The 19,029-nt window shown below is 42.4% G+C and carries 13 protein-coding genes and 1 pseudogene; all 14 read right to left on the minus strand.

Annotated elements, in window-relative coordinates; all coding sequences use genetic code 11:
- Window positions 1-48: 48 nt before the first annotated feature.
- The 14 genes and pseudogenes from VYM24_RS22755 to VYM24_RS22820 all read right to left on the minus strand — a co-directional run bounded on the left by VYM24_RS22755 (window position 49) and on the right by VYM24_RS22820 (window position 19,012).
- Window positions 49-1,401, minus strand: coding sequence for an MFS transporter (locus tag VYM24_RS22755; RefSeq protein WP_299092331.1), 1,353 nt, complete (start codon window positions 1,399-1,401; stop codon window positions 49-51).
- Window positions 1,402-1,413: 12 nt separating this feature from the next.
- Window positions 1,414-2,319: a glycerophosphodiester phosphodiesterase family protein gene (locus tag VYM24_RS22760; RefSeq protein ID WP_299092329.1), complete on the minus strand. Its 906-nt coding sequence runs from the start codon at window positions 2,317-2,319 to the stop codon at window positions 1,414-1,416.
- A gap of 12 nt (window positions 2,320-2,331) precedes the next feature.
- Entirely contained in the window at window positions 2,332-3,534 is a 1,203-nt protein-coding gene (locus tag VYM24_RS22765) for a ComEC/Rec2 family competence protein (protein ID WP_299092326.1), read from the minus strand.
- Window positions 3,535-3,603: 69 nt separating this feature from the next.
- On the minus strand, window positions 3,604-4,995 hold the full coding sequence (locus VYM24_RS22770) for a RagB/SusD family nutrient uptake outer membrane protein (protein ID WP_330940992.1): 1,392 nt from the start codon (window positions 4,993-4,995) through the stop codon (window positions 3,604-3,606).
- 11 nt (window positions 4,996-5,006) lie between these two features.
- Window positions 5,007-8,480 (minus strand): SusC/RagA family TonB-linked outer membrane protein, encoded by a 3,474-nt coding sequence (locus VYM24_RS22775; RefSeq protein WP_330940993.1) that lies wholly within the window; start codon window positions 8,478-8,480, stop codon window positions 5,007-5,009.
- A 39-nt stretch (window positions 8,481-8,519) separates the two neighbouring features.
- On the minus strand, window positions 8,520-9,509 hold the full coding sequence (locus tag VYM24_RS22780) for a FecR family protein (protein ID WP_330940994.1): 990 nt from the start codon (window positions 9,507-9,509) through the stop codon (window positions 8,520-8,522).
- A gap of 112 nt (window positions 9,510-9,621) precedes the next feature.
- The gene (locus VYM24_RS22785) at window positions 9,622-10,239 is read right to left on the minus strand and encodes an RNA polymerase sigma-70 factor (RefSeq protein ID WP_299092318.1); all 618 of its coding nucleotides are present in this window, start codon (window positions 10,237-10,239) and stop codon (window positions 9,622-9,624) included.
- 338 nt (window positions 10,240-10,577) lie between these two features.
- A complete protein-coding gene (locus VYM24_RS22790) occupies window positions 10,578-10,700 on the minus strand; it encodes a hypothetical protein (RefSeq protein ID WP_299092316.1) in 123 nt (40 codons plus the stop codon).
- A gap of 14 nt (window positions 10,701-10,714) precedes the next feature.
- Window positions 10,715-11,651, minus strand: a pseudogene (locus VYM24_RS22795) (DUF4996 domain-containing protein); the annotation flags it as partial.
- A gap of 52 nt (window positions 11,652-11,703) precedes the next feature.
- On the minus strand, window positions 11,704-12,363 hold the full coding sequence (locus VYM24_RS22800; protein WP_330940995.1) for a DUF2490 domain-containing protein: 660 nt from the start codon (window positions 12,361-12,363) through the stop codon (window positions 11,704-11,706).
- A gap of 99 nt (window positions 12,364-12,462) precedes the next feature.
- Window positions 12,463-13,761: a glycoside hydrolase family 88/105 protein gene (locus VYM24_RS22805; RefSeq protein ID WP_291552248.1), complete on the minus strand. Its 1,299-nt coding sequence runs from the start codon at window positions 13,759-13,761 to the stop codon at window positions 12,463-12,465.
- Window positions 13,758-15,152: a pectate lyase gene (locus tag VYM24_RS22810; protein WP_330940996.1), complete on the minus strand. Its 1,395-nt coding sequence runs from the start codon at window positions 15,150-15,152 to the stop codon at window positions 13,758-13,760. Before VYM24_RS22810 ends, VYM24_RS22805 begins: the two co-directional genes overlap by 4 nt.
- Window positions 15,153-15,276: 124 nt before the next feature.
- A complete protein-coding gene (locus VYM24_RS22815) occupies window positions 15,277-17,001 on the minus strand; it encodes a fibronectin type III domain-containing protein (protein WP_299092278.1) in 1,725 nt (574 codons plus the stop codon).
- Window positions 17,002-17,011: 10 nt separating this feature from the next.
- Window positions 17,012-19,012 carry a RagB/SusD family nutrient uptake outer membrane protein gene (locus VYM24_RS22820; protein WP_330940997.1) on the minus strand — a complete coding sequence of 667 codons (2,001 nt, stop codon included), beginning with the start codon at window positions 19,010-19,012 and terminating at the stop codon, window positions 17,012-17,014.
- Window positions 19,013-19,029: the final 17 nt, after the last annotated feature.

Below are 19,029 nucleotides of genomic sequence, written 5' to 3' on the forward strand. Positions count from 1 at the left end.
CCTCCGCTTTTACTTCAAAACAAGAATGATGGACTAATTTCTACAATCCTATTCAATTTCTTCATTCCGAGCATTCCAAACTAACAGTGCCAACAATACTGATAATACCGCCGCACCGATCCAAAACCAATTGATATACGTAAAATCATAAACATCCGCCCCATTCACTACCGTTTTGTTTCCTTCTATCAACACACCGCTCATCACATCTTGCAATCCGGCACCTATGTAACTGGCAACCCCCACTACTCCCAGTGCCGCACCTGAAGCATTACGCGGAGCAATATCGACCGCCATCAGTCCACCCAGGAAGCACAGTAACACACCAATACTTGTTCCAAATAAAATCATAGCCGTCACATCTACCCAAGTATGTGTATCAGGAACGAGTAAAAACAGACACAAAGCGGCTACATTCATTAATCCAAAAATCAATGCAGGCACATTGCGACGCCCTCCGAACAGTTTATCCGATATGAATCCGGAAAAGACTGTACCAACAATGCCGCAAACCGAATTGATCGAAATAATAAAGCTGGCATCCAAAGTAGTATATCCCTTCTCCGCCTCCAGATAAAACACTCCCCAACTATTCACTGCATAACGGCTGATGTACATAAAAGCACTGGACAAAGCCAGTATCCAGATAGCAGGCATCAACAAAACCTGTTTTTGCGCTTTATTATAATCAGCTGCTTCCGCAGCATTCATTTCTTTTTTCTCTCTCGGCTGATTCACCGCCGGCAGGCCTTCACTCTGCGGAGTATCATGAAGGAAATGCCATATAATCAATGCTCCGATAAGCCCCACGAGACCTGCGCCCAGAAAACCATACCTCCATCCCAGAACACTAACCACAGAAGCAACGATGATGAAAGTCAAAGCCTCTCCTATGTTATGACTGGCAGACCAAAATCCATAGAAAGATCCACGCTCTTTATCACTAAACCAACGGGAAAGCCCCACTACACACGAAGCAGCTCCCATAGACTGGAACCAACCACTAATCCCCCAAAGAATGGCAAACAAGATAAATGAATTGGTAAATCCCAAACACAGATTAACCAATGCAGTAACCAATAAACCGGTAGTCATGAAGCGGTTTATATTGCTACGATCAGCGAGAAATCCATTTGCAAATTTTCCGATTGCATAAGTAAAGAAAAGCACAGAACCAATAATTCCTAATTCAGTTTCCGAAAAAATTCCCTCATCCACAATAGGCTTCTTCATTACATTCAGGCTCAACCGACAGACATAATACAAACCATACCCAAAGGTTGCAGCCAAAAAAGTAGACCATTGCAAATGCTTCAACCGTTTCTTCTGTTTGGACAAAGACTCTCCGTTACAAGGTCTCGGCATTGAGACCCTGTAAAAATTAATAATATATTTCAGCATATTCTTGTGAGGTTAATCGTGAAGCTTCTTTGCTTTCAGATATTCCAGTAATAGTGCAGGACGATCTGTCTGAATCAGTTTAGCTCCTTGTCCAATGATCCATCCCCAACTCTCCCCCGGTTGTTTCAACTCTACAGCAAGATCATCATCATGACCACCACAAAGTTCCGGCCACAAACTATTTATAAAAATCTTAGCACCACTATCACGTACTTTCTTTATCAGTCTCTGCACCTCCGGACCGTCATTATCAAATACCAATTCAAAAGCCTGGGGTTTCATGTGTTCTAAATAACCGTCAACAACCGCTTCTGCACCTTCCTTGTGTAAATCGATCACAGGCATAAAAATCATCTTATCCAACACTTCACCATTCTCAGCTTTCACCTGATCATAAGGGAGCCCGGCTTTCATTATACACTGATGCACAGTACCTGTTTTTTCAAGAATAACGTATGCCTCTTTAAAATAATCATACCCTTTATCCACATTCACCATGATTTTGCCTTTACATAACTTCATCACTTCTTCAAAAGTAGGTATCAAGTGACGAGTTTTATGTCCGGCCCCATTTCTCATACGGAACTGATGCAACTCTTCCAACGTATAATCTTCCGGTTTACCTTTACCCGTAGTAGTACGGTCAATAGTTTTATCATGCATCAAAACAAGATGCCCATCTTTAGTACGCTTCAAATCAATTTCAACCATATCCACTCCCATATCAATGCAATTTTGAATGGCTTGCAATGAGTTTTCCGGAGCATTACGCCAATCTGCACGGTGCGAAACCACCAGAATTGATTTTTCAGCGGGTTCATTAAATGCTGTATGAATCCGTTCAGCAGGATTTTGTCCCCATAAAGCAACTGTACACAGCAATAAGAGGCAACTCAATAAAAATAGATTCCTTCTCATAAATTTTATTGTTTATTTTACACATTCAAATAGATTCGATTCATAGATGACATAGCTTTCGGATATAGGAACCGCATCATCAAAAACATAGATACGATATTTGTTACCTCCCGGATATACACGTACCATTATATGTCCCTGATGGGATGCCATTCTGTCAACCAAATCACCGATAACAATTTTAGTAGCCGGATGCATATTCGTGGAAAATATCTTTCTCTCTTCCTGATAAATTTCTTTAGAAAACAGACGATACAACACCGTATGATTAGGATGCAGAGCATCCCAAGTAGACATTATGACATTCTGAGGTGATAAATTCCGGAGAAAATTTTCATTAGTCCCGTCCTCATTGCCATGATGATTTAAAACCGCCACTTCTACCTTACCTACCACATCTGAAACCGGAGTCTCAATATCATGCCATTTAGGACGTCCCGGACGAGGAAAACCAGGAATATCCCCTCCTGTATAGTAATCAAATGCACCGTAACTCAACTTTATCACACAGCTATACATATTTTCTCTGGGCATTTCACTTTTTGAATAGTTGCTCTTATCTGAAAATAATGAGGTAACTCCTGTATCTCCATCCCAAACCCTACCATTAGCATATACATTACGCACACCAAATGAATGATATTTTTCCGGTTCATTGCATAACACAAATTGCTTGCACGATCCCACATTAAAGGTTTCACGTTTGGTACAGTCAGAGATTGATTTTACGAAATTACGATAGTTCATATAGCAAGAATCTTTATCGGAAGGAGGCATAAAGTCATCCCCTCTGTCCACGATTACCTTAGCAGGAAAATTCCGATATACCTCGGAAATCCCAGTCAGATAATACCTGCCTTTATCCTCTTTTTTATGCAACCAACTACCGATATGGTCTGAATGATAATGCGTCAAAAGATAATAATCAATGTTCTCTTTGTCTTTAGGTATAAAATAGCGGATATAATCTGCGATCCACTCACCAGCTTTCTTGGTATCATCAGGTTTTGCAGCCACGACTCTCGCTCCAACTCTATTATTCTCTCCGGCATCAATCAACAGAGTAGTTCCATCCGGCAAAATACAAAAGGTGCAATCCCCACGTCCGGTATTGATATGATGGATATCCATATATCCCTCTTTCCATTGAGGCAATTCTTGCGAGAAAGCACATTCAGCCACCAAGGCAAACAACAATCCCCAAATATATTTCATGTTTCATAGTTTTAGAAGGATGCCTGAGAGGCAATACTTTCAGGCATCCTCACTCAATAAATACTCAGATTAGTTATATCCCGGATTTTGAGGGAACGTTTCCGGATTGTCTATCAAATCAACCTCTGTTTTCGGAATCGGATATAAATAGTCATTCTTTGTTATTGTGAAACCAACCTTTGACATAGCTTCTATCGCCGTATCTGTACGGATCAAATCAAACCAACGATGCAGTTCGAACGGAAATTCCAAACGGCGTTCTTCCAATACAGCCTTGCGGAAAGCACTCTGGTCTTTCAAATCCGTCACTTTATATTCCACTGCATTTGCACGCTTACGAATCAAATTCAAGTAACTCAGTGCCTTACTTGATTCAGAGTTTTCATAAGCTACTTCATTATGAGCCTCAGCACACATCAGCAATACATCCGCCCATCTCAATAATGGTAAGTCAAATCCAACCTTTGCCGTAGTAGCGTCAAACGTATCATAATACTTAGCTATTACATTATTGTTAGCATCCACCTTTTTATATTCGATCATGGCTTTACGATCGTCCGTATTTCCATAAGATGCTAAGAGTTTGCTATCAATAACCGACTTATCCTTAAAGTAATCGTTGTATCCATGTCCTTCTCCAAGAACTGACTTTGAATATCGTACAGCAAACAAAATTTCTTTATTCATCTCCTGATTTACATCAAAAACATCAGCAACAGTGTTCTGTAAACCGTATTTAGATGAATAATCTTTGACTATGTTATCCAGCAAAGTCGCTGCTGCCGACCACTTTTGTTGTGTCAGATAAGCTTTTGCCAATAATGCTTTTGCAGCTACGGAAGTGGCTCTTCCCAGATTGTCATCATCATGAGCAGAAGTAAGCATACCGGACGCAGCCTCCAGATCCTCTTCTATAGCTCTATAAACATCCGCCACAGAACTACGTCCATACCCCTTGGCTTCAATAGCCGTCACCGGTTTCAGGATCAGAGGTGCAGCTCCCCAAAGACGAACAATATTGAAATATGCTAAAGCCCGTAAAAATAGAGCTTCCCCTTCATACTGCTTTTTCAGCGCGGCATCTGTTATCACATCTATACTTGCAAGTGCATTGTTACATCTATATATCTGGTTATACAATTCTTTCCATGCATAACGAACGACATTATTTCCGGATGTAGCAGTAAAGTTATCAATGAAGTAGAACATACCAGCTGCTCCACCGGGATTAATATCTTCCACATTATCAGACCTTAGCTCCATGAGGGAAATAAAATATTCGCCATATTGATAGGTTCCCTGCAAGGAACCATAACAAGCGGACAATGCAGAATTTATATCAGAAGTATTTTTATAGTAATTGACTGAAGAAGCCTCAGATATAGGTGTCAAGTCCAGAAAATCACTACAGCCGGTAAGCAACAGAGATGCAAAAGCTACAATATAATATTTAATTTTCATATCTTGATTATTTAAAAAGTTACGTTTAATCCGAATACAAATGATTTAGACAGAGGATATGTACCATAATCGATACCAGGAGTCAGTGAACCGCCTTTCATATTCACTTCCGGATTGTATCCGCTATATTTGGTAAAAGTGAAAGGATTCTGAGTAGAGAAATAAACTCTTGCCCGGCTGATTCCTACATTGGTAAGCAATGATTTAGGCAGCGTATATCCAAAAGTGATATTCTTAATTCTCATATAAGAACCATCTTCAATATGCCAGGTAGAAGTAGTACCATTCATACCCGTTGCACTTCTGTTTGCACGAACTACATAGCCGCTACCCGGATTACTTTCTGATTGCCAGCGGTCCAAAGCATCGACCTGACAGTTATTTCCTCCTTCCATATTATCAATGTAACGACGGAATATATTGGCAATCTTATTCCCTTGTACACCTTGCAGGGCAATAGAGAGATCAAACCACTTATATTTCAACTCTGTAGAGAAACCATACGTGAACTTCGGCATGTAATTTCCTGTAATAGTACGGTCGTTCTCGTCAATCTCCATATTACCGTCCATATCTTTGAAACGGAAGTCTCCCGGTTTCGCACCACTGACATAAGCATATTTACGTTGGCTCTTATCCGGATTCTTCGAGTTATCAATCTCTGCCTGATTAGCGAATACACCATCCGTAACCAAGGTATAATAGTTACCGATAGGCTCTCCGACTTTAGTAATGAAAGTCACACTCTCGGAAGTAGTTATCATTTCATCAACACCACCGAGGTCTTTCACTTCATTCCGGTTGGCAGAAATATTAAAGCGATTGTTCCATGTAAAATCTCCCCAAGAATTTGTAGTAGAAATAGCGAATTCAACACCCTTATTATTAACTTTTCCGATATTCATAGGCACTGTACTGAAACCGGAAAACTCGGCAACCGGTACATTCAGTAGCATATCCGTTGTATTACTGTTATATAAATCCAGTTCTAAAGTCAACATATTGAACAGTCCTATTTCCAGCCCCAGATTGAACATAGCAGTCTTCTCCCAACCTAAATCAGGATTTCCAGCTGTTGCAGGACGTAAACCGCTGGCCAAAGTGCCATCAGCTTTTCCAAACACATAATTGTCTTCCGATAACGTGGCGTAATACTCGTAATTTCCAATATTGAAATTACCACTGATACCGTAGCTCGCACGCAATTTTAAGGAAGTAAGCCATTTTATATCTTTCATAAAATCTTCTTCACTGATATACCATCCGGCAGAAGCTGACGGAAACATACCCCAGCGGTTATTCTTTCCAAAACGGGAAGATCCATCCATACGAGCAGCAGCTGATAATAAATATTTGCCCTTATATGAATATTGCACACGTGCCAATGCCGATAACAACGACCATTCGTAAGCGGTTGCACTCCAGCTTGTAATAGCAGATGCTGCATTCATGGTATGTACCAAGTCATTAGGATAACCATTACCGGCCAGCAATGAAGTGTTCACAGATTCTTTCTGTGCAGTCCATCCGGCTATGGCAGACAAATTATGTACATCCTTAATGACTGTAGTATATGACAATGTATTTTCCCATACCCAGTTCAACATATTCTTATCACGCTTCGACCCTTCCGGCACTGAAGGCGGAAGTCTGTCTAAAGAAGTAGGCAAAGTGGAAGGTCTGTAATAAGAACGGCTGTAGCTGTTGAAATCCACACCGAAACTTGTCTTGAATTTCAGATTCTTATAGAGTTCATATTCACCATAGACATTTCCCATAAAACGGTAACGTTTCATCTGATCTTCCTTTTCGTTTGCCAAAGCTACAGGATTTACAATCTGCGGATGCTTATACTGCCAGTTCCATTGATCGAAATTATAAGAACCGTCGGCATTGTACACCGGCATAGTAGGTGACATGGCCAAAGCAGAAGCAACGATTGTCTCTTCTTTATATCTGTCCTCGGTAGGAACAATGTTGTACACTGAATAATTAAAAGACAGATTAGTCCCGAAGGTGAATTTCTTATAATTAGCATCGACTTTTCCTCTGGCTCCCATCTGTTCAAAATCCGAACCGATAACAATACCCTGCTCTTTCATGTAATTACCGGAAATAAAATATCTGGCAGCTTTGTTTCCTCCGGACAAAGAAAGATTATGGCTTGTGACAATTCCTGTTCTCATAACCTCGTCTTGCCAATCCGTATTCGTCAGTCCGGTTTCACCATTGATATATGGCATTATTTCGGGAGGTAGCAAATAAGCCTGATTGATAACATCCGGTTTCTTTCCCAACTTCTGGTTACGAACTTCATTAGAATCATTGATGCTACCTTCAATACCTTTACTTTCCAGCAAATCAAGATACGCATTGTTGTGTCCGTCATAGGAGAGCCAAGCATATTCATACGCATCCAGCATATCTATTTTTTTAGTACGCTGCTGGAAACCTACATATCCATCATATTGCACAGTAGGCTTCATATCTTTTCCTTCCTTACCTTGCTTAGTGGTAATAATGACTACACCATTTGCACCTCTTGATCCATAAATGGCTGCCGCTGAAGCATCTTTCAAAACTTCAATGGACTCAATGTCATTCATATTAATGGAACTCAAAGGAGATACATTTTGTCCTGTACCATTTCCTGCTTCACCGGACATGGGGAAACCATCTACCACATACAACGGTTCCGTACCGGCAGTAATACTACCACTACCTCTTACCTTAATAGATAATCCTCCCCCCGGAATACCATTCGGTTGTGAAACCTGCACACCGGTCATCTTACCGACAAGAGCTTGATCCACACTGGAAACCGGAACAGCCAGTTCGCTCGCTTTCATTGAGGAGATAGAAGTGGTTACATCGCGTTTACGTTGTACACCGTATCCCACCACTACGACTTCATCCAACATTTCACTATCTTCCTTCAAAGTGACATTTTGCAAGGCTTTGTCATTAGCATTAAATGTCAATGTCTGATAGCCAATGAATGAAATGGTTACTTCTGCATTTTCCGGAACATTAGCTAAAGTATATTCACCGTCAATGTTTGTAATTGCCCCCAATGTCGTTCCTTGTATTACCACACTCGCCCCAATCACCGGTTCACCGTTTTCATCAAGAATCTTTCCGTTAATTGATCTTACTTTTGTTTTGTCATCACCTGGCATTAGCTTTTTGAGAGAAATCACAATCATCTTATTCTTAAGATTCACTTCCAATGATTTGTCAAGGATAGATGACAATGCCTCTACGACGGGAGTATTTTCAAAAGTCGCATTAACCTTTTTATTCTCGTTTATCTCATCTTTCTGATAGATAATGGACAGCCCTGTTTGACTCTCTATTTCCTTCAATACAGTTTTCAATGTTTGTTCCCTAAAAACTTTGCTGACTGTCTGGGCATTTACTGACAATGCACCAAAGCTGAGCAAGAACAAAAGGAATAAGCATAGAATTGATTTTCGGTTGTTCATAGCTTTTTCTTGATTTAATTAGTTGTTACAAAATTGATTTTATTCTCTGATATATATATCCTTTCCTCTACGTTCGACGGTTATCGGGATGATCTCCTGCAAAGCAGCCATCACCTCTCCTATCGTCTCACGGTTTCTTAATGAAATACGGAAGCGTTTGGCACCTACCTGTTCCGATTCCAGACTGATATTGACGTCATACTGGCGAGATAACTTCGCTACCAACTCTTTCAACGTAATATCCTCAAATTCAATTCGATTCTCCGACCAGGCTTTCCATTGCTTCACATCATTACGGGTACGTGTGATTTTTCCGGTAGCCATATCCAACTTTACAAATTCACCGGGTATCATCTCTATTCGCTGTTCCCCACGATGGATTTCTACAATTCCTTCCATCAGTGCCGTAGTGACAACTGAGTCTTCAGGATAGGCGGAAACATCGAATTTAGTTCCTTTTACTACTACATCATATCCGCAGGTCTGTACCGTGAATTCGGCCTTTTCCTTCTTCGTAACTTCAAAATAAGCCTCACCGCTAAGTATCACTTTACGATTCCGCTCGTTGAACTTATCCGAATACTTCAATATGGAACCGGCATTCAGCCATACCACTGTACCATCTGTCAAAGTCATCTTACTCTTTTCTCCGTAGGGAGCTTCGAATACGAAATAATCTTCGGTAGTAGATAAGGAAGCAATGTTCCAAACGCCCAACGTAGCCCCGGCGGTAAGCACCACAATGGCAGCTACGGCAGCCACCCTGCGCCAGAAGCTGAAATTACGACGAGGCAACATCGGCATAATAGCCTCTTGCGTGCGAAGGCGGCGTTGCAAACGTTGCCATTCTTGCATGGTCTGTTCGTCTCCTTCATTAGTAACCTTCCATTCTTTTTCCCACTGACGAAACCGCAGGCGGTTTTCCTCCGCTTGCTCAATATAGTTGAACAAGAGTTTCTCTTCTGCCTTTGAAATTTGTCCTTCAAAGTAGCGGATCGCCAATTCGTGAATGTTTGTTTCTGTTTTCATAAATTCTCTTTCTATAGGATGTAACAACTAATTTTAATTCTACCCAACCCCGGAAAAAGAAAAAAGCAGAAAATTATCAGTTTTCTACTTTTTCTCTTCCTGGTTATTCTATTTATTCGTTCATAATCACCCAAGCTAAGACCATTATATAAATGTCTACCGGATACTTATCCTTGAAGTGACGTTCAAAAAGGGCAAGGGCTTTAGAAATATGTTTCTCCACGGCTGTAGTGGATATTTGTAGTTTATCGGCTATTTCCCTGTTCTTGAGATGTGTGAACCGACTCAGCAGGAAGACTTCGCGGCAACGGTCAGGCAGCTGACCTATGACGAGCTTGATTTGCTCCTGCAATTCATCATAGAGAAGTTTATTGTCTGCATCAAAGGTGAAGTCGGTATAGTAAAGCCGTTCTTCCCCGTCAATGGATGCCAGGTACTCAATCCGGTGCTTCTCTACAATGGATACGTGTTTCAGGTAGTTCAGGCATCCGTTGCGCACCATTGCAAACAGCAAAGAAGTTATGGAGACCGACGAAAGTAAGTCTCTCTTCTCCCAGAACTTCAGAAAACATTCCTGAATAATATCCCTAACGATTTCTTCATCTTCAATAAAGCGAACAGCATATCCACGCAAACGCGGAAAGTAATTTTTAAACAGATAAACGAATGCTTCTTCGTTTCCCCGTTTTATCTCCTCCAATAAATAGCTATCATCTGAAAAATCAGTCATATTCTTTTCCATGCTTATATTTTAAGGAACAAAGATTGTTAGAAGTGAATAATTAGGTTTTGCAAACCTATTAAAATTTTGTTCCAATACAAAATGAAAAAGGGATTGTTTTTTATTCGCTTACTGATTTTGAAGAATTCTCAATGATTCAGCATTACCTATTTATGTCCCTCTCAACTCCCAATGTCCTGATTTGTTAGAGCCGACACGTTTGATTAGCCCTTTTTCCTTTAATGCCGCCATAAATGTTTTTTTGATGCTGCCTTTATATGTCTATAAAGGTATGCAATGTTTTTTGCAAAGTTAGCAAAAAGGCGGATTACTCCGCCTTTTCCCCTTTATTCTTCCAACAACTCCCCTGCCTGTACCCACTTCGTATACGATACCAGCGACTCTTCAATAAGAGCATACTCGCGAGCATTAACAATTTTCAGTGCATCGCGTAATTCTTCAAGTTCCATAACTAATATAATATTTATTTCTTTATTTTTATCCTCAGATAAGCACGGTCATCAAAAGAACAATTACCTTTTTGCACTCCTTTTGTACTCTTATACAATCGCATACACAAAGGATCTTTCTCCAAAATATCAGCAAGATAACATTCCGATTCATGCAAAGTGGAATACAAATGAGGATAACCGTCAGAAGACAATACCACTTCTTCCGCATCACCCACAGGAAAAATATTCACCTGCTTCATCCGCACGGGAAAGCTATCAAACACAGGAAAGGCAAACCGCTGGTCTTCTAGCAGACAATTCTGCAAAACAGCCTGCTTCTGCAGAAAAGGATAGATAAATTCCCGCCCCGGATCGTGAGACTCCAAATCTTTCATCGTAGCCCCGTCAATCACTGCTGCAAAGTAAGGTGTAACAATAATGCCATCCTCATTGGTCTGCGGGCTCTTCTTGCTTTTTAGGAAACATTCCTCAACCGTAAAATGAGGAATAAAAGGTGCTTGATATTCATTTTCTGACTGTAGGTATGTCCAATCGCGTTTACAATCCATTACTTTCGATTTATGTTTCAAATAATCAATCAGGTATGCCGGACGATCTGTCTGTAAGATCGTTGCACCTAGATTATCTATCAGATATCCGTAACCTTTATCCCGATTGGCCAGTGAACAATCGTCATCATGTCCGCCCGCATGTGTATCCCACAAGGTATTATACCAGATATGGGACTTCCCGGCCATTATCTTCTTCACTTCGTAAGGTAACGGATTGGTATCATGGGCGAACTTAAATTCAATAACCGCCGGTTTCAATACCCGAAGGATAATCATTTAACTTCTGAATGGCATCTTCTTCATCCAAATTAACTTTCGGCATGAAAACCACCTTATCCAGATATTTCCCATAATCACGTTTCACATCTTCCGCCGGAGCATTACTTTTGGAACATATCTGGCACAAATGGACCTAGATGGGGACAAATAAATAGTGGTAGCAAAAGCAATCAGAACCGGTAAATCAACTCCCACCCCAAAATATGCCTATCCAGATCACTCTCGTGCTGGTAGCAATAGAAAACATCTGCCGACCAGGAGGATGACAGTTTAGCTTCCACCCCACCACCGGCACGGAAGCGGGAGGCATGGAACCATTCATCTTTGCCCAGACCGTGATATTGCTCTAAAGAAACATACGGTGACCATGTGGTTACCTTATATGCAGCTTTCAGGCGGGTGCGGAGACGGAACTCATCCGCTCCGCGTCCGTCGAAAGTATGTTGGAAACGTTCGCGCAAGGTGAACGTCCATTGTCGTTTTTTGAGAGTGAAAGAGACGCCTGCATGGTAACGGTGCCGGGATTTCCAGCCGTCTTCACCACGGTTGCGGTAGTGGTATTCGTAACCGCCCTCAGCTTTTAGAAACGGAAGAAGAAGAACAGAAGTACCTACACCGAAGCCCCAACGGTCTATCTCATCCAGTGCGTCACGGGTACGCATCTCGACATCTCCGTAAAGTTCTACTCTGGGGGATACATCGTGCCGGGCTTTCATCTTGTTCCAAGTCACGAAATCACTGTCCTGCGCCTGCAAAGGAGGCAGACAGAAGACAAGCAGTCCTACACATAAAATGACGAATCCCCGTAATACAGAATCTTTCTTTAGCATATTATCCTCAAAGGTTTACTTCAACTTATTTTCTTAGAAGGTGCAAAGCTAAAGAAAGATTCTGTAATAAATCTGTAATATTCCTGTAATATCAAGAAATCACTCGATTTTATCGTATTGCTGTTCGGCCTTGATTTCCGTATACTTAGGCGCGTCTATCATTTCTACCAATGCCCTCAGCACGGGGCCCTCTCCCATCGGATCATTCTTCCACTGGGGACGATTATAATAGAATGACAAAGCGGGCATTATGCCTGTACCTGCACAGATAGCCGTTACATCACCCTCCGGAGTAATCTTGGTGAACATGCCTTTCAACCCTTCCCATGCCACATAGATATAGTCGGGATGCAGCCACCCTTGTTTCACCCCTCTGGCAATGCCGAAGACGAACATAGCGGTTCCCGTGATTTCTTCATAGGAATCTTCCTTATCCAGAAGCTGATGCCACAATCCGTTCGCACCCTGATAACGAATCAGTCCATCCGCCTGCATACGGAAGTTCCGGATGACATCTTCACGCATCGGATGGTCGGCGGGCATTCGTGCCAGCAAATCGGCAGTAGCCATGAAAACCCATCCGTTTGCCCTGGACCAATGGGCAACGCCATGCGCTTTGTTATCCGTGTGATAGCAATGATAATACAGTCCTTTTTCGGGACACCACAGGTAGCGGGTATAGTTCAGTATCTGATTGGCTGCATCATCAAAGTATTTGGCATCACCTGTCGCCTCTCCCATTCTGACCAGAAAAGAAAGAGCCATAAAGGCATCATCTGCCCAAATGGTATTGACATGCGGCCATAACCGGGCAATAGTGCCATCGGCAAGACGAGGTTCGGACACCATCAGGTGATGATCAGTCTGGTCGATATACTTCTGGAAAGCCTGTTCCGGATGACGGCGGTTGAGCACAATCAGACTGGCGCCCATAGGACCATTATCATCCAGACGTTTATTCCGGTAAATCATGTGCCAATTCACATTATTCACGGCTCTCCAACCTTCCTGCTTCAGCGTTTGGTCATACAAGCGATGGAAGTAGTTCTGGTTTGCATCTTCGAAAATGAAATTCATATTCTTCAAAACATAGTTCTCGTACCTCGAAGTACCTAATTTATCTCCCAACTCCATCAGGGCTATGTTGGTGACTCCGTTTGTATAATGCCAATCCAGATATTTACTTTGTACTTTCACATTCTTATTCAAAGGTACGTTTTTGAGCGATGTGTAAGTCTTGCCACTTTTCTTATCTACAAAATCATAAGTTGTTGACTTCAGAATGCGGTCGGCAATCATTACGGCAGTTTCTCTGGCTTTCTCATTGGTCTGCGCAATCAATGAAGTGCTGCACAACAGGACGAATGAGAGGATTAAATAAGTATATATCTTTTTCATTTGTTTATCAGGAATATGTAGTTTTCAATATTAGTATATCCGTTGGAAGCTATCTTCATAGCGTCGGACGGATCATTTTTATCAAGTCCGTATGTATCTTCAAAGTCATCGGGCATACCATCATTATCCGTATCCAGCGGTTTGGTTCCCGACTTTATTTCACCGGGACCTTGTGTAGGCAGGTCCATCTCCGTGAGAATGATTCCTCCTTTCTTACCCAATGAAGTTAATTCTCCAACAAGATAGCTATCTACCTGGTCACGGGCGGGTAATGAAGCTCCGCCATGCTGCACAATCCACTCGTAAGCATCCCGAGCGGTCATCAAGCCTTCGATAGCGGGATGCACATCCGACGGTTTATCCAGAAAAGTAGGAGTTATCACGACTTCAGTGCCAGACTCTTGTTTACGTTTCGTACAATCTTCACGGGTCAGTTCGCGGCCATTCAGCACTCCATCCTTATTTTCATCATAATAGTTACCGGATAAATGGGCACGGAAATGTTCGTTATAGCGCGTAAAGGGAGCGGTGGCACCCAGCGTTTTCCCATCATAATTTAAAGTAGCACCCACAATGAAATAGTTATTCCGGATATCGGCTTCGGAAGTCTGTTCCGTATCCCCCATAATATAAGCACCACCGTTACCCCAGTTGTAAACCACATTATTTACAAACTGATTCAGACCTTTCACTTTCGGATTACGGGTTTTATTATCGATATACAGGTTACGGTATAAGGTCACTCCATTTTCAGCCGTAGTCTGGATAAGTCCTCCGCAAGAATGTGGTTGCAGGCCTTGCCCTATAAAGGAGTTCTGGATAGTTATATTCCGGGGCTGATCACCCGGTTTCTTCGGATCTCCATTGATGGAAAAACATTCATCACGTCCCCAGGTAACCGACATGTGATCAAAAATCATATTCGATCCGTAAGCTACACCGGCGGCATCTTTGCCGTCTTTCCCGTTCACTCCCATCCGTATGCGCAGATAGCAGCAAATGAGATTATCGGCCCCGGAAAAAGAGACCTGATTTCCATAAACGACAATTCCGTCACCGGGAGCCGTTTGTGCAGCAATAGTCAGATTCTTGGAAAAAGCAAGCGGGGATTGCAGGCGAATGATTCCCGCAACATCAAAAACAATGATTCTTCCGGGTTTACTCACCGCATCACGCAAAGAGCCTTTTCCAGAATCGGCAAGCGTATTGACGTGATAGACCTCGCCATGTCTTCCGCCTACCGCATTGCGCCCGTACCCTTCTGCTCCCGGAAAAGCAAGTACTTCTCCATAATCAGGGAAAGGAACAGACGGGCCGGAAACCTCCTCTTTTTCATCGCAGGCTAGCAGCCCCCATGCCAGAAGAAGTATTCCAATTGTAGCATATCTCATTATTCTAATCTCCTATTTTTAATAGTGTAAGTCAACAGGCAGCCCGTATGAACGGATCAAAATCCGTCCATACTAAGCACAGCCCTCTTACAGAATCTTACACTTTCTGTTTTTTATCAATAAGTTAGTATTCGGAAACCGATATCCAGCGCGGGTCACCATATTCCTGGCTATAAACCGTAGACTCGGTATTGATAATCGTAAAGTCACCATCCTTGGCATTCCTGAAAAATGAAGAATCCGACATACCCAGATCTATCAACGTCAGTCCCGTATCGGCCGCTTGTTCAAAGTCTGTGGTACAATAATTATTCTTTCCCGTCAGGTTGGCTTGTCCCGGAACCAGAGCTTTTCCTGCACTATATCCAAACACACAGGCATTAACGGATAGCGGCAATGCTACAGATAGTTTAGAGAAATTACCAATTGCCGTATACGAAGACTTGCTTGTGGCCCAATTATAAAATGTACAATTCGAGATAGAAACCTTAGCGTTAGATGAAACCGGCACATCAGCGGTAAGCACTCCAAAGACACCCGGTGAGATATAAAACTCATAGAAGGTGGAGTTCGTTACAGAAACATCATTCCAGACATTGGAGCCTTTATTGACGGCGTGTATGAATCCGAATTGTTTCGTCACATATTTGGTGTCATTGATTCCGGTAACCAGACAATTATCAATCCGGATATGATTGATGGTCGTCATTCCTTCGCTGGCATCGCTCATCATCAGAACGGTAGAAGGAAGGACAATATCAGAGTTGCGGATTTCAAAACGATCTATCGTGATATCAGTTCCGGCATCATGCTTGCCGATATTCAACAAGCGTGTTTTGCTGCCGCCACTTCCCCCGGACACGATTGGCTCTTTGACATTCACATTCTCAACAATAAAATACTCAATTTCAGGAATCTTATTCACTTCCGGTTTAATGATAAAGCCACCTTTACGTATATAAAGCGTAGGGCGATCTCCGGGATTAGCCAAAAATGCAATGCTTTTCGTCAGTTTGATGTCACCGGTGCTACTTTCGGGAAGTCCGTTTGCCGACAGATAATAATCAACCCCATTTTTCAATTGAAAAATCAAACTTGATTGGCTGTCATCATCCATTCCCTCCTTTATCTTCGACAGTAAGTCAATGCCGTCCGTCACCAGTACGGCACCGGAAGGCATACCGGCTGTTGTGAATTTCTGCCGGTTGTACTTTTCCGCACCTTCGGGAGCTTTACTATTGGTCAATGCAACATAGTAGAAGGTACGGGGAGTCAATCCTGAAATTACATACTTGCCTGAAGCTATTTCCGATCCGGACAAGTCAAAATGCTTTTCATCCGTTCCATTTTCCTGTTGCCAGATAGAAACACCGTCCACAGGATTCTGCTGAGAGACTCTCCATTCTATCACAGCCGAATTCTCCGTTATCTGATGTTCATCCAATGCATAAAGCACCTTGGGTATGACACGCGTCAAAGTAGTGATAAGGGAAGAATATTCCGTCCAGTTTGAAATAATATCCAAGCTCTCATTATTTGCTCTTACCCGGGCATAGTAGCCTGTCTCATAGCGCAAACCCGTAAAAGTGCACTTACCTTTGTTTACCGTCTGCGTTGCAGCGGGTTCCGACTGGAAAGTTTGGTCATGTGAAAGTTCCACCGTATAAGAGGTCGCTTCTCCGGATGTTCTCCAGGCAAGGGTAATCGAATTACCTTCCGCAAAACAGGAGGAGGCTATAAAGGAAGGCCTGAACAAGCGGGGCAGCTCTTCCGCATCATCCTTGCATGAAGTAATATTCAATAGACAAAATGCCAATACAGGTATCAAATATATCAATAACTTTTTCATACTCTCTTTTTTAATATCCATAATAATTCTTCAACAGTCCCTGATGGCTTGACAAAGCATCGGGAGGTATAGGTACCAGATAGCGGACCGGATCGGTTTCCGGATTCACTGTAGCCGCATTCGACTCATTGATGTAGCCGTAAAAAGAAAACAAGACAGCAGGGGCAGGAACCCATTGACGCGGATTCGAGGTATTCTTGACCTGCGTGCAATATTGATTACACATATTGATAAGTGTATATCCCGTAGGTGCCTTTGAAGGATAGGATTCAAAAGCCTCATCATAAGAGTTCTTGCCTCCCTCTTTATACCAGTCTATGATTTGTGATACACACACGGCAGCCGGATTCACGGCATCGACCATCTTGTAATAAGCAACTGCCGGATAAGATTCAAAACGTTCATCATAAGTCGGTTCCTCAAATGCAGTGGTCGTATTCTCATATTGCTTGGTACGGGCAACTTTTCCTAACGTAATCCAATCAAAATACAAGTTATAGAGGGTCTTTCCATACAGATTCCAACGCGCCAGATCATATCTTCTATGCTTTTCACCCCCAAATTCCCATGCGCGCTCTTTAACAATCGCATCAAAGAAATCTTCTTTTGAAGTAAGTTTATCGACATAGGCATCTACCATCTCCGCCTGATCTTCCGCCGCGAAAGCACGGTTGCGGACTTTCTTCAGAGCCTCTTTGGCTTGGGGTGTAGGACCATTATGATTCTCATTGGCAGCTTCGGCATACATCAGTAGTACGTCTGCATATCTCATATAAGTGTAATTGATTCCAGTACCTTTATTGGAAGTACTACCCAGAGGAGTTGCCATAAACAGGCGGTTCCATTTTCCGCAATAAACCGTAAGGGCAGCTATCGGTTTTTGGACTATATTAGTCATTCCTGAATTTTCATAACGGAACATCTCGCACGTAAGGTCGCGGCGCAAGTCCCTATTATCAAACGACAGCATATAAGTAAGCGCCAGTTTGGAACCTCCCGAAGAATATCCATGCGGAGCATTAGATGCATTCTGTCCCTCTGAATTCTTTTGCGAAACGATGTATGTCCCCCAGGAATATCCCAACTCTCCGGAGCCTCCTACCTTTGCCGGTACATCGAAGATATTATCATCATTCACCGGAACAATCCAACTACATTCGTCCACCCAAACCTGACGGAATGAGCGATTCAGCGAGTGTTTGCCTTCATTAATCACTTTACCTGCATATTTCTCGGCTATCTCATAGTATTTCTGCCAGTCATCATTGCGCTGCATTGAACCGATAGCGGCAGGGTTCGAGTAATCCGGACGCAGAGTCCATCCTCCTCTATACAATGCCATGCGGGCAATCAATCCCTGACAAAACTCTCTTGAAGCAGCTTCCACTCCCCTGTCCGATTCTTCCGCATACCACATCACCGGCTCGACTTCAATAAGATCATTGATCATATCCGCCAATATAATGTCACGGTCGGTTGCACCAATAAACAGTTCATCCTTGTTTCCCGCCGGTTTCCTCCTATAAGGCACGTCTCCCCAGTTTCTCACTAATTCCAGATAGTACATGGCACGCAAAACTTTCGCTTCACCATAATAGTGCATCACCCGGGAAGGTTTGGTTTTATCGGCAGCCTCAAACAAGGGACTTTGCTCGATACCTTCTATCACGTCATTCGTCCGGTTTACTCCGTCATACATACCTGTCCAGATGCTGCCATACGAACTGATATCACCTGCACTCGGTTCGAAAGCACTCTCTTTCAAATTGGACGATGTAGTGACCGTAGTAAACTCCACATCCGTATTAAACAGCATTTTCTGGGCCAGGTTACCTACCCATCCCTTACCACTGACCATAGGCACGTACATGCCATTGACGGCAGTCGCAATCTCCGATTCACTGGTAAATATATAATCTTTATCAAAAGTGGAAGGCGAATTTACATTCAGGTAATCTTCACAAGATGTAAGTATCATCAATATGATAACTGGAATATAAAATTTTCTCATGGTTCAATTCTATAGTA

The sequence above is a fragment of the Bacteroides sp. MSB163 genome, from assembly GCF_036416795.1.
Taxonomy (GTDB): Bacteria; Bacteroidota; Bacteroidia; order Bacteroidales; family Bacteroidaceae; genus Bacteroides; species Bacteroides maternus.

What these genes read in the sequence shown, in the direction of transcription:
- VYM24_RS22755 (WP_299092331.1), bottom strand. Translation starts at nt 1,401, where the DNA reads ATGCTGAAATATATTATTAATTTTTACAGGGTCTCAATGCCGAGACCT.
- VYM24_RS22760 (WP_299092329.1), bottom strand. Translation starts at nt 2,319, where the DNA reads ATGAGAAGGAATCTATTTTTATTGAGTTGCCTCTTATTGCTGTGTACA.
- VYM24_RS22765 (WP_299092326.1), bottom strand. Translation starts at nt 3,534, where the DNA reads ATGAAATATATTTGGGGATTGTTGTTTGCCTTGGTGGCTGAATGTGCT.
- VYM24_RS22770 (WP_330940992.1), bottom strand. Translation starts at nt 4,995, where the DNA reads ATGAAAATTAAATATTATATTGTAGCTTTTGCATCTCTGTTGCTTACC.
- VYM24_RS22775 (WP_330940993.1), bottom strand. Translation starts at nt 8,480, where the DNA reads ATGAACAACCGAAAATCAATTCTATGCTTATTCCTTTTGTTCTTGCTC.
- VYM24_RS22780 (WP_330940994.1), bottom strand. Translation starts at nt 9,509, where the DNA reads ATGAAAACAGAAACAAACATTCACGAATTGGCGATCCGCTACTTTGAA.
- VYM24_RS22785 (WP_299092318.1), bottom strand. Translation starts at nt 10,239, where the DNA reads ATGACTGATTTTTCAGATGATAGCTATTTATTGGAGGAGATAAAACGG.
- VYM24_RS22790 (WP_299092316.1), bottom strand. Translation starts at nt 10,700, where the DNA reads ATGGAACTTGAAGAATTACGCGATGCACTGAAAATTGTTAATGCTCGC.
- VYM24_RS22800 (WP_330940995.1), bottom strand. Translation starts at nt 12,363, where the DNA reads ATGCTAAAGAAAGATTCTGTATTACGGGGATTCGTCATTTTATGTGTA.
- VYM24_RS22805 (WP_291552248.1), bottom strand. Translation starts at nt 13,761, where the DNA reads ATGAAAAAGATATATACTTATTTAATCCTCTCATTCGTCCTGTTGTGC.
- VYM24_RS22810 (WP_330940996.1), bottom strand. Translation starts at nt 15,152, where the DNA reads ATGAGATATGCTACAATTGGAATACTTCTTCTGGCATGGGGGCTGCTA.
- VYM24_RS22815 (WP_299092278.1), bottom strand. Translation starts at nt 17,001, where the DNA reads ATGAAAAAGTTATTGATATATTTGATACCTGTATTGGCATTTTGTCTA.
- VYM24_RS22820 (WP_330940997.1), bottom strand. Translation starts at nt 19,012, where the DNA reads ATGAGAAAATTTTATATTCCAGTTATCATATTGATGATACTTACATCT.